We start from the raw sequence: 25,401 nt of genomic DNA on the forward strand, positions 1-25,401 counted from the left end.
ATCACTTAATATTATCTATATTATGAATATTATCTAGTGATTTAGATAGCTCATTTAAATTTTCTCTTAAAGCTAAATTAGAAACTGAATAAATCATTACCAATAATAAAACCAGAGGTAATGAAGTTATAATTGAAGCGTTACTTTTTATTAACAAAATATAAAAAACTATAAATAAAGCTGACCGAATTAAAACAGTTTTTCTAAAAACACTAATTATTGAGAGAGAGTGTTTTAATAAATTAAAAAAACTCATTTTTGATGAACCAAAATATCTAACACCTCTTATAGAGGGAGTAGACAATAAATTTTTTTCAATTTTTTTTAATGATCCCGAAAAACTATTCCAAGTAGCTTTTTCTTTAAGCATTTTTTCAACAGTTGGTTTGGATAAACATGTAAAATTTCCAAATTTAATATACTGACTGGTAAATGCTAAAGTTATAATTTTATGAGCTAGATAGCAAAATTTAAAAAAAATACTTTCAGATCTTTTTGTTCTCTCTCCTATTATCGATTGATTTTTTGATTGTTCTGCAAGTTTAATGAAATTTTTAATTTCCTCTGGTCGATCTTCTCCATCACCATCCATTGGTATTACATAGTCAAATTCTTTTTTTTCATAAATATATTTAAGTCCAGAGGCAATACATCTTGCGTGACCTCTATTTTCTTTCATGTTTATAATTTCAATTGAATTAATGTTTTCAGTATTTTGATAATCATCAATTATCTGTTGGGAAGATGCATCGTTAATCACAACAATTGATATCTCTGAATTAAAATCTTTTACCTCAGAATTAATATTTTCAATTAGCTTGGTTAAGCTCTCTCTGTCATTATAAATAGGAATTAAAATTACGTATTTTTTCATAATTATTTTGAACCTACGCAAACATTATCAAGACACATATAGTCTTTCAATTGATCAAGCTTTTCCCTATCAACAATTCCCTCCCATACGGGTCTTGATTTTAGATGATATGATAAATTACCAGCATTCCACTCATTTCCGTAAACTACATTGATCTTTGATTTGAATTGCTGATCCCAAGCATATTGAGTTTTAATCGCAATTTCTTTACCTGGATAATCAGTTCTTTTGTCATCCTTTGAAATTGAGACATAAGCATAAAGTATAGGGGATAAAAAAAATAAAAAGACAAATCCGATCATAAATGGTTTTAACTTTTTAATGTTTATTTGAGATTGAAATACATAGATAAACAAAGTTCCAAAAAACAAATAAAACGGAGTCATCCACATTGTTCTAATCTTAGAACCTGTAACCACAGAAGTTAAAAACATTAATAGAATTGGTAAAATGTTAATCGCTAATAAAAAAAGCAATCTTTTATCTTTTAGATCAAATTTGAATTTAATTTTTTTTACAAGTAACCAAACTAAAATTAAGAAAGGTATTAATAATCCAACCTGTTTAATTAAAAAAAAAAGCGGAAATTTAATATGATCAATCAAAATCGATTGCTCTAATCCAGTTCTAGCAAGTCCATAAGTAATGGTGATAAATTCATTGTTGTTTAACCAAATTAAATGTGGAACTAATACAATTAAAAATACCTCAAGGGTTATCAAATATTTAAAATCAAACTTTCTATCTTTTTTTATAAATATTAAATAGACAAACAAAAGATCAATTGATGCTAAAAGATAAACAAATAAGTATTTAGATAAAAATCCAAAAGCTGCAAATAATCCAACTAAAAAACAATCAGTAAATCTGACTTCTTTACCATCATAAATTTTCCAAGAAAAATATACCGTTAAAGACCAAAATGGCAATTGGCAAACATTTACATTAAATTCTGGAGTAGTAAAATTATAAAAATAGATAGCTTCTATAAGTAAAACTGAAATTAAACCCAGTAAATCATTATTAAAAAACTCTTTAGAAAATTTAAATACATAATAAAATGACGTAAGTACAAAAATTTGACTAAGCAAATAATATATCCAATCTTGAGATCCAAAAATCTGAAAAAAAACTTCTGGAAAAAAAGCACTCATTGGGGGATGCTTGTTAAATCCCCAATCTAAATTACTTCCCCAAGCTAAGGCCTCGATAGTATCTAATGGTAAATTTTGATTAGTTATAGATGGTATAAAAGTCCAAAATATAAGATGAGATGTGATAAAGATATAATAAATATTATTTATATTTCTAGTATTATTACTCATTTATAAATATTTATAACAATTACGCTTGCTTGACACCCCTATTTTGCTGAATATACTCCGGAAATTCAAATTTAAACTATGCCAAAGACTACAAAAGTAAAAAAAAAAGTTACAAAATCAAAACCAAAAGCTGCTGCTAAACCAAAAGCTGCTGCTAAACCAAAAGCTGCTGCTAAACCAAAAGCTGCTGCTAAAGTTACTATCAAAATTTCTAAAAATTATGTCCCTAAAGACACCGAAAAATATATGTGTGAAAAACATAAAGTTTTTTTTAGAATGAGATTAACTGAATGGAAAAAAGAATTGGTAAAAGCTAATAATGAGGCACTTTACTTTGGAAGTATGGACGATAATAGCATTTCCGCAGACGTAGTTGATCAAGCAAGTTCATATACAGATAAGAATGTAGAGATGAAGGCTATTAACAGACAAATCAAGTTAATATCAGAAATTGACAAAGCACTAGCTAGAATTAGAGAAGATATTTATGGATATTGTTTAGACACAGCAGAACCTATTGGATTAAAAAGACTAATAGCAAGACCTGTTGCAAAATACACAATCGCAGCTCAAGAAAAGCATGAAAAAAACGAAAAAGTTCATGCGGATGATTAAATTTTACAATTAATCAAAATTAATTAAATCTCTGACACTTATTTCACCATCATCTAAAGCTGTCAAAAATACACCCATATCAAAATGATTGTAGGTTTTTTTCAATAGCCGAAGTAAATCAAAATAATTATCGTCTGTTTGAGGTTTAAGATTAATTGCAACACATCTTGGAATATTTTTTTCAACTTTAAAATGAACATCGTTAATTCTTATTACCTTACCTAGCCATTCTCTTTCTTCCCAAGATTTAACTCCATCAATATAAATATTGCCTCTAAATACTTGTTGTTCTACTTTTTGATTAATTTTTTTTTCAAAATCTTTGATACTTTGGATATTCAAAAGGGAGATCGAGTTAGTAAAATTAATTTTTTTTGAAATAGAAGTGTCAAAAAACGGAAAGTTTTCATTTCTAATTAAAACTAAGGGTTGTTTTAAAGATTTTTCCAGTTCTGTAATTTTATTAGATAACATTTGACATTCAGTAGGCTGATTTACATCAATGGTAAGTATTTTGTTATCTTTAAGGAATAATGTTAACTCATTATCTTTAAATATAAAATTGTATTTATTTAGAACTGGTGAACTTTTAAGAGTTAAAATTTTATTCCACTTATCTTTTCTTTCATTGGGATTTTTTTCAAATAATTTTACCTCATCTAAATTAAGGTTTTGAGAAAATGCAAAATTTCTATCGCCCTCGATTCCAATATTTTTTTTAATTTTACATTTGTTGATTTTTTGAAACGATAAAGATTTTACTGGGCAATAATTTAGTGATGAAATTTTTATATTCATAAAGTGATTTTAGAATAAAACTCACCTTAAAGAAAATTAATTAAAATTAATTAAAAAGATAATTATTGACAATTAGAGCTTTGGAATTTGACTGCCAATCTTGTAAAGATCATACCCTTTAATCACTGCTTCACGGTCTGCTATTTCTAAATACCATCTAGATAAATTCTTGTAATTTTTTAATCCAATATCATGCCATTCATGCCTTGCAAACCAGGGCCAAGTTGCAATGTCAGCAATAGTATATTTTTCTCCTGCAAGAAATTTGGAGTCTTTTAATCTATTGTCTAATTCTTGATATATTCTCTTTGTAATTTTAAAATATCTTTCTTCACCAAATTCACTTTTACCAGGATTGTAGTGATGAAACTGATGATGTTGACCAATCATTGGACCAATGGTTCCCATTTGAGCCATCAACCACTGATTTATTTTTAATCTATCTTGTTGTTCGTAAAACTTTCCACTTTTTTCCCCTAAGTACATAAGAATTGCCCCAGACTCAAAAATACTTTCTTTATTATCATGATCTGTAATCACAGGAATTTTACTAAAAGGACTTAACTTTACAAATTCTGTTTTAAACTGTTCGTCTTTACTTAAGTCTACTTTAATTATTTTATAATCAAAACCAATCTCCTCAAGCATAATAGAAATTTTTTTTCCATTTGGAGTATCAGCAGTAAAAAGTTCTATCACTTCTTAACACCAAGTCTTTCCTGAGCAGCTTTTGACGTAGTTGTAAATTCAAATCTTAGTTTTTCATCTGGTTTCGCATACTTAAAGCAGCCTCTTGCAGCTAATGCACCTTCATGAAAACCTGACAAGATTAATTTTAATTTGCCTGGATACGAACAAATATCTCCAATAGCAAATATGCCATCAACATTTGTCTCAAAATTTTCTGTATTCACTTCAACTGTTTTTTTATTAATATTTAATCCCCAATCTAATATTGGCCCTAATTGCATAATTAAACCAAAGAAACCTAGAACGTAATCTGTTTTAAATTCTTTAACTTCTCCTTCATCATGTTTAATCTTAACTATATTAATATTTTTATCTCCTAAAACTGAGTCTATTTGATATTTTGTGTATAAATTTAGTTTTCCTTGGTCTTCTAGCTCTTTAACTTTTTGAACACTAGATTCTGCTCCACTAAAACCATCTCTTCTATGAATTAAATTTACTTTAGAGGTATTGGATAATTCAATTGCCCAATCTAATGCTGAGTCACCCCCACCAAAAATTGTAATAGTTTTGTCTTTAAAAACTGTCTTATCTTTAATTGAATAAAATAATGAACTACCCTCAAATTTTTCACATTCTTTTAATGGAAATTTTCTAGGCTCAAATGATCCAACGCCACCAGCTATAACAATACTTGCTACATCAAATTCTTGTTTTTCACTTGTTTTTACATGCCATCGATTTTCAACTTTTTTAAGTTCCTCTACTCGCTCATTTAAATGAAATTTTACATTAAAAGGTTTAATTTGCTGAAGAAGATTATTGGTTAATTCTTCACCAGTGCATTCAGGCACTGCCGGAATATCGTAAATTGGTTTATCGGGATAAAGTTCAATACATTGACCTCCTGCTTTATCAAGATTGTCCACTATCTCACAACTTAATCCTATGATCCCTAATTGATGAGCACAAAATAAACCTGTTGGTCCAGCTCCAATTATTAATACGTCTGTTTTATTCATTTAAGCTTGCTTTGATGGAATATGAACCACTAGACCATCTAATTCATCAGATACTGTTAACTGACAACTTAATCTACTATTCTGTTTTGGTTCAAATGCCATATCCAACATATCTTCTTCTCCATCTTCTTTAGTTGGAAGTTTATCTAACCATTCATCGTTAACATAAACATGACAAGTAGCACACGCCATTCCCCCTCCACAATCAGCATCAATTCCTGGAATATCGTTTTGAACTGCGCCCTCCATAACAGTAAGTCCATTTTGAACTTCAATTGTATGGGTTTTATTATCGTGAGTGTTATATGTAATTTTTGCCATGGGCTATATATAGTTTTTTATTTAGATAGAACAAGTCAGTAAAAACAAACTAAGTCTATTTTTAGACATTTTGTAATTGAGGTATATTTTTTTTTATAAAATGGCTTGTATCTTCTCTCTGTTTAATTAGAGCTGGAATTATTTCTCTATAAGCGTCGATTAGTCCGTTATTTGGTTTTGGTAACTGATCTTTAATATAATGATGAAGTTTATCTAAATTATAGGATGGAACAGTTGGAAACATATGATGTGTTAAATGATATTCCATTTTCCAATATAAAAAACTTAGTATTGGATTTAAGTACATTTCTCTTGTTGAAAACCTATGATCTTTTATATTTCTTGCAAGTCCCGCGTGCTGAGTAAAGGCAACAAGTTTGTGTAAAGTTTTTCCATAAAACTGTGGAAGCAGAAAATAAAGTAATGGCATCCAAGAAAAGGTAACTATTGACCATAAAATAATTAACAACCAAATTGAAACATAAATTCTTGAACTAAAAATTACTTTTGCTTGTGCTTTTTCAGGAATACATTCTTCCATTACTTTTGTTTTAACTCCAAATGCATGCTGAATAATTTCATATGAAATATGTTTTTTAAAAAATATTAAATCTAAAAACGGAATTATATTTATAATTAATCCTTTTGGAGTTTCTTTTAAATTGTTTCCATATTCAATTTCATGATCAAATGGATTTTCAGTTGAATAAGTATTGCCATGATGAACAAAATGAGTGTATCTCCATCTAATCGGTTCAAAATTAGCCATATAAGATGAAATATAATAAAAAATTTCATTTAAAAATTTTGATTGGAATGCAGTTTTATGACCCGTCTCATGCCACAATGGATTTGAAAATGAATAGATGTTCCCATACACTAAAAACCAAAACACCGACCACCAGGTTCCCCAAGTTAAATACGCCAAGGTTCCAGTTAAAATTAATAAACCAAAAAAAAGAGAGATATGTTGTAAACCTTTTATGTCAGATTTTTTTGAAAGTTCTTTAAGAACTTCAATATCGACTTTGCACTTGTGCCATTTGTCTAGCTTAACTTCCATAGCTTAAATTATTGCAGGCAAAAAAAAAGGGCAAGTACAAAAATGTACCAGCCCTTTAATTTAAATTTTAAGTAAAACTACTTAGCTCTACCAGGTTGTTGCATTGCTGCTGCCCAAATGATTAGACCGAAAGCGATCTTGTTCAAAAAGTCAGCTGCGTTGTAAATCACGTTAAGTGAGTTAGCATCTACTCCACCTGTTAGGTAACCAAAAATGTAACCTAATGGGTAAATAGCCCAACCTACAGTAACGATCATTCTCATTGCACCAAAAGCAGTTACAAGTGCTTTATTACCACTTTTTGCTGCTCTCTTACCTGCTTCACCAGAGAATACTTCATAAAGAATGTATACCCAACCAGCCATACCGATAATGAAACCAAGTGTAGCGTTGATGTATCCTGCTTCTCCTAAGTATCCACCTACTAGCATTACTAGTGTACCAAGCATCAATCTCCAGAAAATTCCTGAATCTGCTTTGTTTACTGCTGATAGAACAAAATAGAATTCTAACATTAGTAATGGCACTGTAATTAACCAGTCAATGTATCTGTAAACAGTTGGTGAGTCACCAGTCATGATCCATACATCTCTCATGTACATGTAGTGAACGAATGCAATACCAGTTACTAGACCAGCAACTGTCATTGAAACTCTCCAACCAGCTGGAACTGAACTTCTTTCAAAGAAAAAGAATACAGTAGCAGCTAAACAAGCCATTGATACTAACCAAAATGAAATACCTACGAAATCATCTTGAGCTAACATCACTGTCTCTGCGTTTGCTACACCTGTAACACCCATTAGGGCTACAGCTGTAAGAGCAAACAATTTAAGTTTTTTCATAAAAAAACTCCCTCTTTAGTTAGTTTTTATTTATTTAGTTTATATAAACTAGGCTAAGGTTTCCCCTAACCAAGATAGGGCGTTAAATAACAAATAAATTAAGATTAATGAAGAGTTAATTGTCGCTAATAACCATTGATTTTACTTATTTTTTAAAATTAAATGTAATTTTAAAGTTAAAAACTAACTATTTTTATTAATTCGAATCAAATTTTATGTCAAAAAAATTTCAAGAAATTTATGATCAATCCATTAATAATCCTGAAAAATTTTGGCAAGAAGCATCCGATGATATTTTTTGGTTTAAAAAACCAACTAAAATTTTAAACAAATCTAATCCTCCATTTTATAAATGGTTTGAAGATGGGATAACTAACACTTGTTACAATGCTTTAGACATTCATATTGATCAAGGTAGAGGAAAAAAGACCGCATTAATTTATGATAGTCCTATTACAAATAACAAAAGTCAATTTAGTTACGAGGAACTTAGATCAAAAGTTTCAAAATTTGCAGGAGCTCTTAAAGATCAAGGTATTGTTAAAGGGGATAGAGTAATCATTTATATGCCAATGATCCCAGAGGCAGTCATTGCAATGCTAGCATGTGCAAGAATTGGAGCAATTCATTCTGTTGTCTTTGGTGGTTTTGCTTCAAACGAACTTGCAAGCAGAATAGATGACAGTAAAGCTAAATTATTAGTTACAGCCTCTTGTGGTTTTGAGCCTGGAAGGACAGTTGAATATAAACCTCTTGTCGATGAAGCTATTAAACTAGCTAATCATAAAATCAGTAAAATGATTTTATTTCAAAGACCTGGTCATGAAGTAAAATTGAACGCACCAATAGAAGTTAGTTGGGCTGAAGTTGTCTCAAATGCATCTGATGCTGATTGTGTTGAGATGAATTCCAATGAACTTGCTTATATCTTATATACATCTGGCACAACTGGAACCCCTAAAGGGATAGTCAGAGATATCGGGGGTCATATAGTTGCTCTGAAATGGACTATGAAAAATATCTATAATATTGATGCTGATGATATTTGGTGGTCAGCTAGTGACATAGGCTGGATCGTTGGACACTCTTATATTGTCTACGCCCCATTGTTTAAAGGATGCACTACAGTTCTATTTGAAGGAAAACCAGTTGGCACACCTGATGCTGGAGCTTTCTGGAAAATTATATCTGACTACAAAGTAAAATCACTATTCACAGCACCTACTGCTTTTAGAGCTATTAAGAAAGAGGATCCCGAAGGTAAGTTTTTTTCAAAATATGATTTAAGTAGTTTTGAAAGCTTATTTCTTGCAGGAGAAAGAGCAGATCCAGATACTATTAAATGGGCAGAAAATTTACTTAAAGTTCCAGTAATTGATCACTGGTGGCAGACAGAAACTAGTTGGGCGATCAGCTCTAATTGTACAGGAATAGAAATGATGGAGACTAAATATGGTTCAGCTTGTAAAGCTGTTCCTGGTTATGACGTTAAGATTATTAAACCAGATCAAACATTAGCAAAACCAAATGAAATGGGAGACGTTGTTGTTAAACTTCCACTGCCTCCTGGAACTTTTCCAACATTATGGAATGCAGATCAGAGATACAAAGAAAACTATATGACTAATTATGAGGGATACTATCAAACTTATGATGCAGGACATATCGATGAGGATGGTTACATTTGGATTATGTCTAGAACAGATGACATTATTAATGTTGCAGGACATAGACTATCAACAGGTGCTATTGAAGAAGTTTTATCTGAACATCAATCAGTTGCGGAATGTGCAGTACTTGGAATTACAGATAAATTAAAAGGACAATTACCTATTGGACTTGTTGTCTTAAAATCTGGAGTAGATAAACATAACGAAACCATATCAAAAGAATGTGTGCAAATGGTTAGAGATAAAATCGGACCAGTTGCTGCATTTAAAGTGGTAATTGTTATAAAAAGACTACCAAAAACAAGATCTGGTAAAATTTTAAGAGGAACTATTAGAAAAATTGCTGATGGTGTTGAGTATAAAGTGCCTCCTACAATTGATGATCCTGCAATCCTTGACGAGATAAAACAAGACCTAATTGAAAATAAAATTCTAAATAATGATTAAAACATATTTTTTTTTATCTATTGCAATATTTTGTGAGGTAGCTGGAACAATGTTGTTGCCAGTATCACAAAATTTTACAAAAGTTATACCAACAGTTTGTCTTACAATATTTTATCTTACTTCTTTCTATTTAATGACTTTTGTTATGGATAAACTTCCAATAGCAATTGTGTACGCAACATGGAGTGGACTTGGTGTGTTTACAATAGCAATACTTGGGTACATATTTTTTAAACAAACGCTAGCTTGGCAAGCCATTGGTGGATTGTTCCTTATTGTTATTGGAGTTGTTCTAGTTAATAGTTTTACAGTAAAACTTAGCTAAATTTTAAAGGTGTTCCTTCAGCATCACCTAAAATTTTGCCATCTTGCATTTTAATATTTCCAGCAATAATTGTGTGAGTTGGTGTTCCTTTAAATTTATCTCCATTAAAAGGAGTCCAGCCACACTTACTTTCAATATTTTCATTTTTTATTTCAATTGTTTTATTCATATCGACAATTGTAAAATCAGCATCATATCCTTCTTTAATAAATCCTTTGTTTTGAATTCCAAAAATTTTAACTGGGTTTTCACACACAAGATTCATTAACTGGTTAAGTGTAAGCTTTCCATCATTCACATGATTTAACATTACAGGCAATAAAGTTTGAACACCAGGCATACCAGATGGTGAGTTAGGATAATTTTTTTCTTTATTCACTTTTAAATGTGGTGCGTGATCTGAGCCTATTGTATCGTTTAAATTATTTCTCACACCATACCATAATCTATCATAGTGAGATTTGTCTCTTAGAGGAGGATTCATTTGAGCATAAGTTCCAAGTTTGTCATAACAATCTGGTGCATAAATTGTTAAATGCTGAGGAGTTATCTCAAATGTAATGTTGCCTTTATGTTGTGATAAAAAATCGATCTCTTCTTTTGTGGTTATATGAAGAATATGTGCTTTTTTATTATGTCTTTCTGCAATTCTAACAATTCTTCTTGTAGATGATATTGCACATTCTGCGCTTCTCCAAACTGGATGTGAATGAACATCACCATCTTTAATCAACTTTTTGTTAGCATTCAAAATCGCTTCATCTTCAGAGTGAACTGCCACAACTTTTGAGCTATTTTGAAAAACCTTATCAATATCATCTTCTTCTGCAACTAAGAGATTGCCAGTTGACGATCCTGCAAAAAGTTTAATTCCACAGCATCCTTCTAAGCCTTTTAAGCTTGCTAAATCATTTGCATTGTCTGCTGTTGCTCCAAAATAAAAAGCATAATTGCAATACATTCTATTTTTTGCGAGATCTAATTTTCTTTGAAACTCCTTCATATTAGAAGTTGGTGGATTTGTGTTAGGCATTTCAAATACACTTGTAATTCCTCCAGCAATTGCTGCTCTACTTCCAGAATGTAAATCTTCTGTATCCGTTGATCCTGGCTCTCTAAAATGAGTTTGGGTATCTATACATCCTGGTAAAACAGTTTGACCTTTAGCATTTATAGTTTCTTTAGCTTCATCAGAAACCTCACCAATTTTATGAATTTTACCATCTTTAATAGCAACATCAGCATCTTTTAACTCTCTATCGATGTAACATTGTCCATTTTTAATTATAAGATCTAACATTTAAAAAAAAAGTAATTATATTAAAAACATCAATTAATCAATTATGAATATCAAAGATGTATATATTTTAGATGATAGAGCAATTCTTTATTTAAACGGTGAAGATGCAAAAGAATTTCTACAAAATCTGATTACAAACGATATCAAAAAAGTAAGTGAAACTAACACATGTTTTGCTTCTTTGTTATCTCCACAAGGTAAATTTTTATATGAGTTTATAATAATCAAACATAAATCTGGTTATTTGATTGATTGTGAAAAGTCTCAAGCTGATGAATTGTATAAACAATTAAGTATTTATAAATTAAGATCAAAAGTTGAAATTCTAAATTTAAGTAATGAATTCGTAGTAGCAGCTTTTAGTCGTAAAAAATTTTTAACATTTGATAAAGTTCAAGACAAAATTGGTTTTACTATAAAATATAGAGAAGATCCTATTTTTTTAGATCCAAGAAACAAACAATTAGGAGCAAGATTAATTATTAATTTAGAAAAACTTTATCTATCATTAAAAAAGCTAAATCTGCATGATGCAAATCTACGTGAATATTATTCTTTTAGTCACAAAATTGGGATTGTACCAAAAGATTTAAATAAATTGCAAAATAAATTATTTGGAATTGAGTGTAATTATGAAGAATTAAATGGAATTGATTTTAAAAAAGGTTGTTATGTTGGGCAAGAAAATACTGCAAGAATTAAATTAAAAAATAAACTGTCAAAAAGATTATTGCCAATAAATATAATTAAAGGTGAATTATCTGAGGGGCAAAGTATCTATTATAATGAAAATGAAATAGGAAAAGTATTAATAGATAATGTTTATCCATTTGCTTTAGTCAAATACTTGGATGAAAATTTTAATGGAAAATCAGATTTTAATACAAAGGAAGCTTCGATTAAAATTGAATTACCTGATTGGATAAAAAGCTAATTTGTTATTAAATACATAGATAATCACCAAGATTGTGAGAACTATAATAATCCAAATACTTAGGTTTTTAAAAAATTGCTTTAACTGTGAATTTGATTGTAAAAAACTAGGCAACACTAAAAGTAAAATTATACCCATAAATATAACTGAAAGTAATTTATCCATTAAAACTCCTATAAATTTTTACTTTGGTGCGGTCGGAGAGAATCGAACTCTCATGGACTAAGTCCACACGGCCCTCAACCGTGCCTGTCTACCAATTTCAGCACGACCGCAGTATGTGTCATAATAAATGAATGACAACTATCTTTCAAATTGGTAAATATCATCATGGAATTTACACAAGAAGTGCAAAAAGCTACAGATCCTATTTATCAGAAAATTTCTAAAGTAATGCCTGAAATTGAATGGTCTGTACATGCTCCATACATTCACAAAATTAATGAACTTAAAAAGAAAAAGAACGCTGTAATACTTGCTCATAACTATCAAACTCCAGAAATTTATCATGGTGTAGCAGACTTTGCTGCTGACTCTCTTGCTTTAGCAATTGAAGCTTCAAAAACATCTGCAGATATAATTTTAATGGCTGGAGTTCATTTTATGGCAGAAACAGCAAAACTAATGAGTCCTGATAAAAAAGTTATTTTACCAGATATGGATGCAGGTTGCTCATTATCATCTTCAATTACAGGAAAAGATGTGAGGCTATTAAAAGAAAAGTATCCAGGAGTTCCTGTGGTATCTTATGTAAATACATCAGCAGAAGTTAAAGCTGAAACAGATGTATGTTGCACATCAGCGAACGCTGTTAAAATTGTAAAATCTTTAGGGGTTAAAAAAGTAATATTCTTACCTGATGATTATCTTGCAAAATACGTTGCTTCTCAAACAGATGTAGAGATCATATCTTGGAAAGGCATCTGTATTGTGCACGACCAGTTCAATGAAAAAGAAATTCATGATATTAGAAAAAATAACCCAGGAATTAAAATTATAGCACATCCCGAATGTCCGCCAGATGTAATCAAAGCAAGCGACTTTGCAGGCTCAACATCTGGTATGATTAAATACGTAGAAGATAATCAGCCTAAAAAAGTAATGATGGTTACAGAGTGCTCTATGAGTGACAATATACAAATAGAAAATCCAAATGTAGAATTTGTAAAACCATGCAATATGTGTCCTCATATGAAAAAAATTACGCTTCCAAAAATATTAGATTGCCTTGAAAATGAAACTGGTGAAATAATTATGGATAAAGATACAATTGAAAAGGCTAGAGTCTCAGTTGAAAAAATGGCAGCAATTGGCAGATAATTAAGTGTCAAAAATAAAACTCAGCAAAGATTTTATTCGTAACACAGTTAAGAGAGCATTGAATGAAGATCTCTACCCCTCTGGAGATATCACATCAAGTTTAATAAAAAATAATAAAACTATTAAAGTTAAACTTATTTCAAATGAAAATGCAATTGTTGGTGGTTTGTTGTTTGCAAAACAAGCTTTTGATTTAGTTGATAATAAAATTAAGTTTAAAATTAAAAAAAAAGATGGATCTAATGTAAAAAAAGGTTTTTTAATTGCAACTATCGAAGGTAATGCTAGAAATATTTTAATTGCTGAAAGAATTGCTTTAAATTTTTTATCTCATATTTCGGGTATTGCCACAAAGACAAATAAATTTGTCAAACTTGCTGGCAAAAAATGTAAAATTTGTTGTACTCGTAAAACAATTCCAAATACAAGGGTTATTCAAAAGTATGCCGTCAAGTTAGGTGGAGGTACCAATCATCGTTTTAATCTAAGTGATGAATTTTTAATTAAAGATAATCATATTGCTTCATCAAATATTAAAAAATTAGTTTCATTGGCTATTAAAAATAAAAAAGGACGAAAAATAACAGTTGAAGTTGATAATTTAAAACAACTCAATGAAATAATGGGTCTAAAATTTAATACTGTTTTGTTTGATAATATGTCAGTTAAAAATCTTAAAACAGGTGTTAAAATTGCAAAAAATTATTATGAAACTGAAGCTTCAGGAAACATTAATTTAAAAACAGTTAAAAGAGTTGCCAAAACAGGTGTAGATAGAATTTCTATTGGAAGCATAACTCATAGCGCTACAGCTATTGATTTTAAACTAGAAATTTAAGATACAAATTTTGTTAAATCAGGTTTAAAATAATTTGGGCCCTTCATTACTTTTCCTGATTCATTATAAATAGGCTCACCATTTTCGCCTAATTTACTCATATTAGAATTTTGAACTTCATCAAAACATTTATCTAAATCAATTCCAAAAGCATGACCTGTCCCATAAGTTACATACAAAATATCTGTAAGTGCATCAGCGACTTCTAATAAATCATTGTTTTTCATTGCTTCTTGAAGCTCATCTAATTCTTCTTTAATAAGATCTATTCTTAATTTGTTAATTTTATCACTACTAAATGAAGGTTTTGTTTTAACCTCTTGACCAAAGGTTTTCATAAAAGTTCCAACTTTATTAAAATTCGACATTTTGCTCCTGTAAGTTTTTTTAAAATTATTGTATGTTATAATTATTTATTACATACAAATTAATCAATGAAATTAAGAAAAGAATTCGATAGTATTGGAAGTGTAAATGTTCCTAATAATAAATATTGGGGAGCATCGACACAACGATCTAACAAATTTTTCAATATTGGTAAAATACTAGTAAATATTTCAATAATTAAATCTATAGCTATAGTTAAAAGATCAGCTGCAATTGTTCATTCTAAAGACAAGTTGATTTCAAACAAAATTTCTAAAGCAATTATTAGAGCCTCTGATGAAGTGATAAGTGGAAAATTAGATGAAAATTTTCCTCTTAAAGTATGGCAAACAGGCTCAGGAACTCAAACAAACATGAATGTTAATGAGGTAATTGCTAACAGAGCAATAGAAATCTTAGGTGGTAAAAAAGGAACTAAAAAACCAGTTCACCCTAATGATCATGTAAATAAATCACAATCAACAAATGATGTTTTTCCAACTGCAATGCATATTTCTGTAGCAGAAGAAACTTTAAAAAAATTACTACCCAATTTAAAAATTTTAGAAAAAGAACTAAAGAAAAAGTCAAGTGAGTTTCAAAGTATAGTAAAAATTGGAAGAACTCATTTACAAGACGCTACACCCTTGTCACTTGGACAAGAATTTTCTGGCTATCATACACAAGTTAAAAAGAGTATTGAAAGGATTGAATATGCATTAAAAGAAATTCTATACCTTGCACAAGGTGGTACAGCTGTTGGTACCGGCATAAATTCTAGAAAAAATTTTGATAAAAAGATAGTTAAAGAAATTGCAAAATTTACAAAAATCTCCTTTAAGCCAAGTGCAAATAAATTTGCTGAACTTGCAGCCCATGACTCAATTGTTAATTTTTCAGGAACATTAAATACATGTGCTGTAGCTTTAATGAAAATTTCAAATGATATTAGATTTTTAGGATCTGGTCCTAGGGCTGGATATGGTGAGCTTATATTACCTGAGAATGAACCAGGTTCTTCAATTATGCCAGGAAAAGTTAACCCTACTCAGTGTGAAGCTGTCACCATGGTTTGTGTTAAAGTAATTGGTAATCACAATGGTATTACTATTGCAGGATCACATGGACATTTCGAACTAAATGTTTTTAAGCCATTGATTGCACATAATATTTTACAATCTATTGATTTAATAGCTGACAGTACTAAAAATTTTGCTCTATATTGTGTAAAAGGAATAAAAGCTAATAAAAAAAAAATCCAAGAACATTTAGATAATTCGCTAATGCTAGTTACAGCTTTAGCTCCTAAAATTGGCTATGATAATGCAGCAAGAATTGCAAAGACAGCCCTCAAGAATGATACTACGCTAAAATTTGAAACATTAAAGACAGGTCTTATAAATGAAAAGGATTATGACAAAATAGTAGATCCTAAAAAAATGATCTATCCTGAATAACCTTTAATAGCCTTGTTTACTAAATTTTTTATATAAATTCTATTTTGAAGCTTGCTTTCTTTAAAAATAAATTGTTTTAAAGTTTCATTAACATTTTTATCAATAACATCATTGACTTTAATTGTATTTAAATTGGCAGTGTGCTGATCAAAATTATAAATTAAATTAAACTGAATTTTTTTGATTTTTTTTCTATTTTTAAGTGGAGTTTGAAAAATTTTATAAACCTCGTTATAATCTTTAACATTTATTGAGATTAAAGTATCTAAAATTAAATTATTATTATCTGTATAAATTAAACTATCAGTTATTTTAAAATCAGCATAGTTTTTTAATTCAAACTTAGTTCCATTTATATCTATTAAACCTTCGCTTATTTTTGCGCTTAAAGATAAATTAATTAAATCTCTAAAAGAGGAAATTTGCTTTACTTTAATTTTTGTATTTATATTTAAGTTATTATTATTAAGTATTCCTGTCTTTAATAATTGAACCAAGGTTGAATTTGAATTTAATAATATATTTGAATTTAGCTCGCTAAAATCACCTGAAAGTTCTGAAAAAAAGGGCTTTAAACTTACAAAACCATTAAATTTGTAATTCTTATCTTTAGATTTATCTAAATAATTGAAATTAAAAAAGTTTTTTTCAAAATTATAAGTTCCCCCGCTCTTATTCTTGTTATAAATTAATTCTATTAATCCATTTTTTTTATAAGACGAGTAATTATAACTATTTTCAATCTGAAGATTAATAAAATTTAAATTTATTTTACTTATAATCTTCTCTTTAATTGAGTCATCTATGATTTTAACCTCATAAAATATATTAAAAATTTTATTCTCAGCAAGTAAAACATTTTCTAAATTTTTAGTATCATAAAAATATTTTAAATCTTTAATTTTATTTATAAATAAAACATCGTTTTCAATATTTTTATAAAAGATATTACTATTCTTAATTTTAAGAGTAAAATTAGAAAAGTTTCTATTTAAAAGTTTAGTAAAAAAATTGTAATTTTTTTTATTCAAATTAAAATTTGTATTATCAAAGATAACATCTACTATTTTAATTTTTTTTGAAAATAATAAATATTTAGGAGAAATATAAATTTTGACCTTCCCCGAACTTTCTACTTGGTTTAGAAATGAACCACTTTTAAATTCAAAATTGGGTCTAGGAAATAAATTATACTTATAATTATTTGATAAATTAAAATCTAAATTTAAATGTTCAGATAACTGATTCTTAATATTAATAACTGATTTACTGTTGTCATACAAATGCGGTACAGATAAATATAAAAAAAGAGAGACAAATAGGGCCAAATTAAAGATAAAAATTCTTTTAAAACTCAATAAAGCTAACCATTTGTCTTTTTTAAAAAGAAAATTTAATTTGTTTAAATTTTTCTCTAATTGGTTATTTATAAAGTTGTTTAATTTAGTTAACGATTTATCTTTTTTAAAAAAAAAATTAAATTGGTTTAAATTTTTCTTTAATTGAGTACTTATAGAGCTGTTTAACTTAGCTAAAATTTTAACAAAATTATTATGATTATTCATAAAACTACGAAACTTATAATGAAATTTTTTAAATGATAAACTCTGATTATTTGAAAAATTTAAATAATGCTCAAAAAGAAGCTGTTTTATATTTAGATGGGCCATTATTGATAGTTGCTGGTGCAGGATCTGGGAAAACAAAAGTCCTAACATCAAGAATTGCCCACATAATTAAAGAAAAGAAGGCATTTCCTAATCAAATTTTGTCAGTAACTTTTACAAATAAAGCTGCAAAAGAAATGCAAACAAGAGTAAGTAAGATGCTTGGTTCAGCTGCAACCGGTCTTTCCTGGCTTGGAACGTTTCACTCAATTTGTGCAAAAATATTAAGAAAACACGCAACAGCTGCAAATCTTAATTCAAACTTTACTATTATAGATACTGATGACCAAACAAGACTTATTAAAAATATATGTAAAAGTGAAAATATTGATATCAAACAATTGGCACCTAGATTTATATTGGCAATAATTGATAGATGGAAAAATAAAGGATACTATCCATCTGAAGTTATAATTAACAACAAAGATATCTATGAAAAAACTATACTTCCTTTGTATAAAATTTATCAACAAAAATTAATAGATTTAAATTCTTGTGATTTTGGTGACTTAATTTTACATACTGTAAAAATTTTAGAAAATTATTCTGATATAAGACAAATCTATACAACAAACTTTAAATATATCTTGGTTGATGAGTATCAAGATACTAATTTTATTCAAAGCAAATGGTTAAACTTATTATCTGAAAAAACTAAAAATTTATGTTGTGTGGGAGATGATGACCAATCAATTTATAGTTGGAGAGGTGCGGAAATTAAAAATTTTTTAGAATTTGATCAAGTATATGAAAATACGAAAGTAATAAGACTTGAACAAAACTATAGATCTTCTCAGAATATTTTATCGGTGGCTTCAAATCTAATCTCAAATAATCAAAATAGAGTTGGTAAAACACTTACCACTACTATGGAAGAAGGAGATTTAGTCAAATTAAATTGCTTTAAAAATGGAAAAGATGAAGCAATTGGAATTTCAGATGAAATAGAAAAAAAATTAAAAAAGAAATATTCATTTAACGAAATGGCTATTTTAGTAAGAGCTATATTTCAAACAAGAGAATTCGAAGAAAGATTTCTTAAAATCGGTATGCCTTATAGAATTTTAGGAGGAACAAAATTTTATGAAAGGGCTGAAATTAAAGATTGTGTTGCTTATTTAAGATTAATTCATCAAGAAAGAGATGACCTTGCTTTTGAAAGAATTGTCAACAATCCAAAAAGATCAATTGGGGACACTACCTTGAAAACTATTCATGAGTTTGGAAAAGAAAATAATTTAAGTTTAGAGTCTGCGGCAAATAAAATGCTTGAGCAAAATTTAATTAAACCAAAAACTAAAATAGGTCTTAGTTTTTTTTTAAATGCATTAAATAAATGGAGAAACGATCTAAATATAAAAAATATTAATCATATAAAATTGCTACAAATAGTTTTGGACGAGTCTGGTTACTCAGCAATGCTTAAGAATAAAAAAGATTTAGATAATGAAAATAGATTAGAAAATATTAAAGAATTATTAAGTGCGATGAAAGAATTTGACAATCTAGAAAGCTTTTTAGAACATGTGTCTCTAGCAACCTCAATTGATCAAGAATGGGATGGGGAAAAAATTAATATGATGACGATGCATGCTGCAAAAGGACTTGAATTTGACGTAGTTTTTCTTCCTGGTTGGGAAGAAGGTTTATTTCCACATCAAAAATCAATTGAAGAAAAAGGCCAAAATGGTTTAGAAGAAGAGCGCCGTTTAGCCTATGTTGGAATTACCAGAGCTAAAAAAAAAGCAATAATTTCATTTTCAATGAATAGATTTTACCAGGGTGATTGGATTGATAGCATGGCCTCAAGATTTATAGAAGAATTACCAGAAAAACACTTAGAAAAAAATTCTTTTTTTGATGATGAAGTTGATGTTGATCAGGATTTTGATTTTAATCAAGATTTTGAAATTGAAGAAGGAACAAGAAGCCCTGGGTGGATACGATACCAAAAGAGAATTAAATGAAAAAAGAAGTAAAAGAATTAAGAAAAAAATTTAAAAAATACGATATTGATGGATATATTATACCCAAAAATGATGATTATTTTACAGAATATTCAAAAATAAATAGATTAAAAATTATTTCAAATTTTACTGGCTCTGCTGGCTTAGCTATTGTTTTAAAAGATAAGAACTATTTGTTTACAGATGGTAGGTACACTATTCAAAGCGAAAATGAGAGTGGAAAATATTTTAAGATTATTAACTATGAAAAAATAATTAATTGTAATTTGTTTAAAAATCTAAAACTAGGAATAGACCCAAAATTATTCACACATCACCAGATAAATAATTATTTTTTAAAACATAACAAAGTTAAGTTTTTGTCAAATAACTTAATTGATGAAATAAAAATCTCAAAAATTACAAACAATGTTCCTTTTTTTTCAATCAAAGATGAAATTATTGGAGAAAACAGCAAATCAAAAATAAATAAAATTACAAAATACTTAAAAAAGAATAAAGCTGATAATTTATTTGTATCTGCTCCAGAAAATGTAGCTTGGATTTTAAACATTAGAGGTGGTGATGGTCCAAATAGTCCTCTACCAAATTCAAGACTAATCATAAATAAATCAAAAAAAATCTTTTTAATAACAGAACCTCAAAAAGCTAAAAAACTAATAAAAGAAAAAATAATTAATAAAAATCAATTAGTAATCACAAATGATTTGCCAAAAAAGATTATGACTTTAATTGGTAAAAACTTCATAATTGATAATAAATCTTGCTCTATTTTTTATGAAAATATTATTAAGTCTAAATTTAAGGTTATAAAAAGAGTAGATCCAACTTATCTTTTAAAAGCTATAAAAAATAATATTGAAATTAATAATATGATTAAATCTCATATTATAGATGGTGTGGCACTAACAAAATTTATTTATTGGATTAAAAAATTAAATAAAAAAAAGATTACTGAAGTTGATGCTCAGATTAAATTAGAAAAATTTAGAAAAAAAAGTAACAAATACTTATATCCAAGTTTTGAAACAATTGCAGGTGCTGGAGAAAATGGTGCTATTGTTCATTATAGAGCCAAAAAAAGAGATTGCAGAATAATAAAAAAAAATGATATTTTTTTATGTGATTCTGGTGGTCAATATGAATATGGTACCACTGATGTCACTAGAACTATCTGTTTTACAAAACCAAAACAGAGTATCAAGAATATTTACACTAAAGTATTAAAGGGACATATAGCTGTAGCAAATACTGACTTAAGATTTGATAATACAGGTCTAAAAATAGATAAAAGAGCAAGAAAATATTTAAAGGAAAGTAAATTGGATTATGCTCATGGTACAGGACATGGTGTTGGTTTCTTTTTAAATGTCCATGAAGGACCTCAATCAATCTCCAAACTAAATAAAGTCAAAATTCAAAAAGGTATGATTTTAAGTAATGAACCAGGTTATTATAAAAAAGGTTCGTATGGTATTAGAATAGAAAATCTTGTTTTTGTTAAACAAATCAAGAAAAAAATTTTTTTTGAAAATTTAACACTTGCTCCAATAGAAAAAGATTTAATTAATTATGATCTTTTGACTAGCTCAGAAAACAATTATCTATTTAAATATCATTTAGATGTTTATATAAAACTTTCTAAGTATCTTTCTCCAAATGAGAGAAAATGGTTAGCTAGTTATATTTAACAGCTTCAAAAAATCACTTTGATTTAATATTGTAACATGAAATTCTTTAGCTTTATCAACTTTCTTTTTAGTTGGTTTTTCACCTATGATTAGATAATTTAATTTTTTTGTTACAGTACTCACAGAAGTACCAGAATTTTCTTCTATTAAAGATTTTACCTCCGCTCTACTAATGCCATTTAACTTTCCAGTTACCATAAATGTTTTTTCATTTAATAATCCATTTTTATTTTTAATTATAGTATCTTTGACTTCTAAAATTTTTTGTAATTTCTTCAAAATATTTATATTAATTTTGTTTTCAAAAAATTTTTTTACTGACTTCAGCTGAGTTTCTCCAATTCCATCAATATTCAATATGTCATCTAAAATTTCTTCATTAGAAAAACTAATAAACTTTGAAAATGTTTTAAAATATTTTGATAAAATTTTTGCATTTTCTAAACCAATATGCCTGATACCTAATGAGTAGATCAATCTTTCTAAAGAAATATTTTTTCTTTGATTAATAGAGTATTTTAAATTTTCCATTGATTGTCTACCCCAACCTTCAAGATTTTCTATCTTTTTAAAATCTAGATTAAATATATCCTGTGGTAATTTTATTAAATTAAGTTTCCAAAAATTCTCTACAATTTTTTTTCCAAATCCATCAATATTAAATGCATCTTTTGAAACAAAATGTTTTAATTTTTCTATTGCAATTTTTTCACACTCATATCCTTCGTTAGAACACCTTCTTACTGCATCTTCTTTTTTGGTAATATTATTAAAATCTTTAATTGTTTTTGAGCCACATGATGGACATTTTTTTGGAAAAATAAATTTTGTTGATTTTTTATCTCTTTTAATTTTATCTACTGAAAGAATATGAGGTATTACATCACCCGCCCTTTCTATAGTTGCTAAATCTCCTATTCTTATATCTTTTCTATCAATCTCATCTTCATTGTGCAGAGTAGCATTAGATACAATTACTCCTCCAATATTAATTGGTTTGATTTTTGCAACTGGTGTCAAAGCTCCAGTTCTTCCTATCTGAATTTCAATATTAAGAATTTTAGATACAGCTTTGTTAGAGGAAAATTTATGAGCAATAGCCCACCTTGGAGAATTTGCAACATTTCCAAGTCTTTTTTGAAGTTCAAAGTTATTAATTTTATAAACTATACCATCAATATCAAAATCAATTTTTGCTCTATCCTTTTCTATCTTGGAATAATTAATCAACAAATCATCAACACCTACAAATAGTCCATTCAAAGGATTTGTTTTAAACCCCCAATCATCTAAATTTTTTAAAAAGTCTGTTTGATTTTTTGCCTTAAGACCTTTTTCATAACCAAAAGTATAGGCAATAAATTTTAGGGGAATTTTTTTTGTTTCATCTGAATTTTTTTGTCGTAATGATCCAGATGCAGCATTTCTTGGGTTTGCAAATTTTTCCTTTAAATTTTTAAAATCACTATTTTGTATAAATACTTCACCTCTTATATCAATTTCTTTAGGAAAATCTTTTAGCTGAATTTTTTTTGGAATGTCTTTAATAGTAGCAAGATTAGCTGTTATATCCTCACCTTCTTTTCCATCACCTCTTGATAATCCAATTTTAAACTCACCATTTTTGTAAATTAATGAGGCTGATATACCATCTATTTTTGGTTCAGCACTATAAGAAAGCTTATAGTCCTCATTCTTAGATAAAAAATTTAATATTTTTTTTTCAAAATTAATTAGATCTTCTCTTCCAAAAGCATTTGCCAAAGACAACATTGGAGCTCTATGAGTTATCTTTTGGAAATTTTTAGATGGTTTAAATCCAACAACTTTTGATGGTGATTTTTTCGAATTAAGAAAAGTATATTTACTTTCTAAAACTAAAATACTATTTTTTAAATCATCATATTCTTTATCTGATACTAATGGTTTACTAGTATCATAGTAGTTTTTATTATAGTTGGTTAATAACTTTATTTTTTTTTTATATTCAGATTCTAGATTTTTTTTTATCATCTCAACTAAATAGAGACTTAAATTTTTCTATTATAGAATTATTTTCTTTTTTGATATCTTTTATAATATTTTTTTTATATTTTCTGTTAAATATAATAAATGATTTTTCATACCACTCAGATGACTGGTAATTATATCCTAATAAGTTAGCATATTTTTTTGCTTCTGTTTCAATTCCTAGAATATAATAAATTTCAACCAATCTATGTATGGCTTCCTCCACATATATGGTAGTCTCATAATCATCGATAACAACTCTAAATCTGTTTATTGCTGGAATCCATTTTTTTTTATCAAAGTAGTATCTTCCTATAAACATTTCTTTACCAGCAAGAATTTCATTAATCAGATCAATTTTAAATGCTGCATCAGTAGCAAATTCTGAATCAGGATACTTAGATATAAGACTTTCAAAGGTTGTTTTGGCATTTACAATGGATTGAAGATCTTTTTTTGCATCAATAATTTGTTCGTAATAACACAATCCTAATAAATATTCTGCATAAGCAATATCTTTATGGTTAGGGTAAACTCTCGAAAATCTTATTAATTCAGCCATCGCATCTCCATAATAATTTTGAGAATAATATGAATAGGCCGCCATCAATGCAGATTTTGGTGCATACTCTGATTGTGGAAATAAAGTTTCTGCCTCATTAAATTTTTTTGCTGCGAACAGAACATCGCCAGCTTCTAATTCCTTCAATCCATCCTCATAAGCCTCTATCATTTGTGACTCTAAATTTACTTCATTGATATTAGATTTTTCAATTTCCTTTTTGGAACAAGAAAAACAAAATAAAATAATTATAAAAAAATAAAAATAATTCCGATAGATCATGACTAGTTATACCTTTAATTTATATCTTTGAAAATATATGTTTAGCTTAGGCTATTGATTTTAATAATTTTCTATGAATTAAAGTATGAGGAAGGTTTTTTTCTTTTATTTCAAGAATAGAAAAGTTTTCTTTGTTTTCGAATACTTTTCTCAATAATTGATTTGTAAGATAGTGGCCACCTTGAGAACATTTAATTTTAGCAATTATTCTATAACCTGAAGTAAACAGGTCACCTATACAATCAAGTATTTTATGATTAACAAATTCTTTGTCATTTCTTAAACCCTCTTTATTTAAAACTTTATTATCATTTACTACTATTGCATTTTGTAAGCTTCCACCTTTTCCTAGTCCTTTTTTTCTAATTAACTCTACATCTTCAAATAAACAAAATGTTCTTGAATTAAAAACATTAGTTAAATCATCTTCAAAAACTTTAACTTTGTTTCTTTGATTTCCTATAATTTGATTTTCATATTTTAATTCAAAATCTATATCTAAACTTAAAGTGGAAGGCTCTATCTTGATAAATCGATTGCCGTCTGAAAACTCAACCTCTTTATTGATTTTAATAACCTTAATAGGAGCTTCACTAACCTCAAGTCCACAATTAATAATTTTTTCAATAAATTCCTTCGCAGATCCATCTAGAATTGGAACTTCTTCATTATCAATTTCTATTAGCGCATTATCAATACCTAGACCAAATAATGCACCCATCAAATGTTCAATAGTTGAAACTTTAACCCCAAATTCATTTTCAATTGTTGTATTAAGCAATGTATTTGTGACATTCATAAAATTTGGGTAAACTAGATTGTTTTCTTTATAATCTGTTCTTTTAAAGACTATTCCAAAATTAGGCTCAGCTGGTTTAATACAAATATTTACTTTTAATCCACTGTGCAGTGCAATTCCGTTAAAGAGTACATTGCTTTTAATTGTTTTTTGAGTCAGATAAGACATTAAAGACTTTTAATTTGCTTTAGATAAATTTTGAAAACAACAATT

The 25,401-nt window shown here is 28.0% G+C and carries 23 protein-coding genes and 1 tRNA gene; 9 read left to right on the plus strand and 15 right to left on the minus strand.

Features of this window, described 5'->3' with window-relative positions:
• Position 1: 1 nt before the first annotated feature.
• Positions 2-874: a glycosyltransferase gene (locus AC5SLZ_RS05215; protein ID WP_494615249.1), complete on the minus strand. Its 873-nt coding sequence runs from the start codon at positions 872-874 to the stop codon at positions 2-4.
• Between the two features lie 2 nt (positions 875-876).
• A complete protein-coding gene (locus AC5SLZ_RS05220) occupies positions 877-2,199 on the minus strand; it encodes a glycosyltransferase family 39 protein (RefSeq protein ID WP_494615250.1) in 1,323 nt (440 codons plus the stop codon).
• A 78-nt stretch (positions 2,200-2,277) separates the two neighbouring features.
• On the opposite strand from AC5SLZ_RS05220, the gene AC5SLZ_RS05225 reads away from it, so the two are divergent.
• Positions 2,278-2,814, plus strand: coding sequence for a TraR/DksA family transcriptional regulator (locus AC5SLZ_RS05225; protein ID WP_494615251.1), 537 nt, complete (start codon positions 2,278-2,280; stop codon positions 2,812-2,814).
• A 9-nt stretch (positions 2,815-2,823) separates the two neighbouring features.
• On the opposite strand, the gene AC5SLZ_RS05230 is transcribed toward AC5SLZ_RS05225, so the two are convergent.
• The 6 genes from AC5SLZ_RS05230 to AC5SLZ_RS05255 form a co-directional block, all read right to left on the minus strand.
• Complete coding sequence (locus AC5SLZ_RS05230; RefSeq protein ID WP_494615252.1) at positions 2,824-3,612, minus strand: MOSC domain-containing protein; 789 nt, start codon at positions 3,610-3,612, stop codon at positions 2,824-2,826.
• A 72-nt stretch (positions 3,613-3,684) separates the two neighbouring features.
• Complete coding sequence (locus AC5SLZ_RS05235) at positions 3,685-4,311, minus strand: glutathione binding-like protein (protein WP_494615253.1); 627 nt, start codon at positions 4,309-4,311, stop codon at positions 3,685-3,687.
• Positions 4,308-5,324 (minus strand): NAD(P)/FAD-dependent oxidoreductase, encoded by a 1,017-nt coding sequence (locus AC5SLZ_RS05240; RefSeq protein ID WP_494615254.1) that lies wholly within the window; start codon positions 5,322-5,324, stop codon positions 4,308-4,310. The genes AC5SLZ_RS05235 and AC5SLZ_RS05240 overlap by 4 nt, the downstream gene beginning before the upstream one ends.
• Positions 5,325-5,645 carry a 2Fe-2S iron-sulfur cluster-binding protein gene (locus tag AC5SLZ_RS05245; RefSeq protein WP_494615256.1) on the minus strand — a complete coding sequence of 107 codons (321 nt, stop codon included), beginning with the start codon at positions 5,643-5,645 and terminating at the stop codon, positions 5,325-5,327.
• 61 nt (positions 5,646-5,706) lie between these two features.
• Positions 5,707-6,708 carry a fatty acid desaturase gene (locus AC5SLZ_RS05250; protein WP_494615257.1) on the minus strand — a complete coding sequence of 334 codons (1,002 nt, stop codon included), beginning with the start codon at positions 6,706-6,708 and terminating at the stop codon, positions 5,707-5,709.
• A 77-nt stretch (positions 6,709-6,785) separates the two neighbouring features.
• Complete coding sequence (locus tag AC5SLZ_RS05255; protein WP_028036566.1) at positions 6,786-7,553, minus strand: bacteriorhodopsin-like; 768 nt, start codon at positions 7,551-7,553, stop codon at positions 6,786-6,788.
• 215 nt (positions 7,554-7,768) lie between these two features.
• Here AC5SLZ_RS05255 and AC5SLZ_RS05260 point away from each other — a divergent pair, with 215 nt between their 5' ends.
• Together AC5SLZ_RS05260 and AC5SLZ_RS05265 are read left to right on the plus strand one after the other, a co-directional pair.
• The gene (locus AC5SLZ_RS05260; protein WP_494615258.1) at positions 7,769-9,670 is read left to right on the plus strand and encodes a propionyl-CoA synthetase; all 1,902 of its coding nucleotides are present in this window, start codon (positions 7,769-7,771) and stop codon (positions 9,668-9,670) included.
• Positions 9,663-9,995 carry a DMT family transporter gene (locus AC5SLZ_RS05265; protein WP_028036564.1) on the plus strand — a complete coding sequence of 111 codons (333 nt, stop codon included), beginning with the start codon at positions 9,663-9,665 and terminating at the stop codon, positions 9,993-9,995. Before AC5SLZ_RS05260 ends, AC5SLZ_RS05265 begins: the two co-directional genes overlap by 8 nt.
• On the opposite strand, the gene AC5SLZ_RS05270 is transcribed toward AC5SLZ_RS05265, so the two are convergent.
• A complete protein-coding gene (locus AC5SLZ_RS05270) occupies positions 9,988-11,295 on the minus strand; it encodes a dihydroorotase (RefSeq protein ID WP_494615259.1) in 1,308 nt (435 codons plus the stop codon). The genes AC5SLZ_RS05265 and AC5SLZ_RS05270 overlap by 8 nt on opposite strands.
• A 43-nt stretch (positions 11,296-11,338) precedes the next feature.
• Here AC5SLZ_RS05270 and ygfZ point away from each other — a divergent pair, with 43 nt between their 5' ends.
• Positions 11,339-12,229, plus strand: a complete 891-nt coding sequence (gene ygfZ / locus AC5SLZ_RS05275; RefSeq protein WP_494615260.1) for a CAF17-like 4Fe-4S cluster assembly/insertion protein YgfZ — start codon at positions 11,339-11,341, stop codon at positions 12,227-12,229.
• Between the two features lie 189 nt (positions 12,230-12,418).
• Here ygfZ and AC5SLZ_RS05280 read toward each other — a convergent pair.
• Positions 12,419-12,504: transfer RNA gene (locus AC5SLZ_RS05280), tRNA-Leu, on the minus strand.
• Positions 12,505-12,559: 55 nt separating this feature from the next.
• On the opposite strand from AC5SLZ_RS05280, the gene nadA reads away from it, so the two are divergent.
• Positions 12,560-13,549, plus strand: a complete 990-nt coding sequence (gene nadA / locus AC5SLZ_RS05285) for a quinolinate synthase NadA (protein WP_494615261.1) — start codon at positions 12,560-12,562, stop codon at positions 13,547-13,549.
• 4 nt (positions 13,550-13,553) lie between these two features.
• Positions 13,554-14,387, plus strand: coding sequence for a carboxylating nicotinate-nucleotide diphosphorylase (gene nadC / locus AC5SLZ_RS05290; protein WP_494615262.1), 834 nt, complete (start codon positions 13,554-13,556; stop codon positions 14,385-14,387).
• On the opposite strand, the gene AC5SLZ_RS05295 is transcribed toward nadC, so the two are convergent.
• Positions 14,384-14,755 (minus strand): pyrophosphohydrolase domain-containing protein, encoded by a 372-nt coding sequence (locus AC5SLZ_RS05295; protein ID WP_494615264.1) that lies wholly within the window; start codon positions 14,753-14,755, stop codon positions 14,384-14,386. The genes nadC and AC5SLZ_RS05295 overlap by 4 nt on opposite strands.
• A 66-nt stretch (positions 14,756-14,821) precedes the next feature.
• Here AC5SLZ_RS05295 and fumC point away from each other — a divergent pair, with 66 nt between their 5' ends.
• Entirely contained in the window at positions 14,822-16,210 is a 1,389-nt protein-coding gene (gene fumC / locus AC5SLZ_RS05300; protein WP_028036558.1) for a class II fumarate hydratase, read from the plus strand.
• Here fumC and AC5SLZ_RS05305 read toward each other — a convergent pair.
• Entirely contained in the window at positions 16,198-17,775 is a 1,578-nt protein-coding gene (locus AC5SLZ_RS05305) for a hypothetical protein (protein WP_494615265.1), read from the minus strand. The two genes, fumC and AC5SLZ_RS05305, sit on opposite strands and share 13 nt — an antisense overlap.
• A 32-nt stretch (positions 17,776-17,807) precedes the next feature.
• Between AC5SLZ_RS05305 and AC5SLZ_RS05310 the strand changes: the two genes are divergently transcribed.
• The gene (locus AC5SLZ_RS05310) at positions 17,808-19,844 is read left to right on the plus strand and encodes an ATP-dependent helicase (RefSeq protein ID WP_494615266.1); all 2,037 of its coding nucleotides are present in this window, start codon (positions 17,808-17,810) and stop codon (positions 19,842-19,844) included.
• Positions 19,841-21,535 carry a M24 family metallopeptidase gene (locus AC5SLZ_RS05315; protein ID WP_494615267.1) on the plus strand — a complete coding sequence of 565 codons (1,695 nt, stop codon included), beginning with the start codon at positions 19,841-19,843 and terminating at the stop codon, positions 21,533-21,535. Before AC5SLZ_RS05310 ends, AC5SLZ_RS05315 begins: the two co-directional genes overlap by 4 nt.
• Here the strand turns inward: AC5SLZ_RS05315 and ligA are convergent.
• Genes ligA through lpxC form a run of 3 tightly spaced genes read right to left on the minus strand, consistent with a single transcriptional unit; the run spans position 21,518 to position 25,356 of the window.
• Complete coding sequence (gene ligA, locus AC5SLZ_RS05320) at positions 21,518-23,548, minus strand: NAD-dependent DNA ligase LigA (protein WP_494615269.1); 2,031 nt, start codon at positions 23,546-23,548, stop codon at positions 21,518-21,520. The genes AC5SLZ_RS05315 and ligA overlap by 18 nt on opposite strands.
• Before the next feature lies 1 nt (position 23,549).
• The gene (locus AC5SLZ_RS05325) at positions 23,550-24,389 is read right to left on the minus strand and encodes an outer membrane protein assembly factor BamD (protein WP_494615270.1); all 840 of its coding nucleotides are present in this window, start codon (positions 24,387-24,389) and stop codon (positions 23,550-23,552) included.
• Between the two features lie 46 nt (positions 24,390-24,435).
• The gene (lpxC, locus tag AC5SLZ_RS05330; RefSeq protein ID WP_494615271.1) at positions 24,436-25,356 is read right to left on the minus strand and encodes a UDP-3-O-acyl-N-acetylglucosamine deacetylase; all 921 of its coding nucleotides are present in this window, start codon (positions 25,354-25,356) and stop codon (positions 24,436-24,438) included.
• Between the last annotated feature and the right edge of the window lie 45 nt (positions 25,357-25,401).

The sequence above is a fragment of the Candidatus Pelagibacter sp. PS_06 genome (assembly GCF_059418045.1).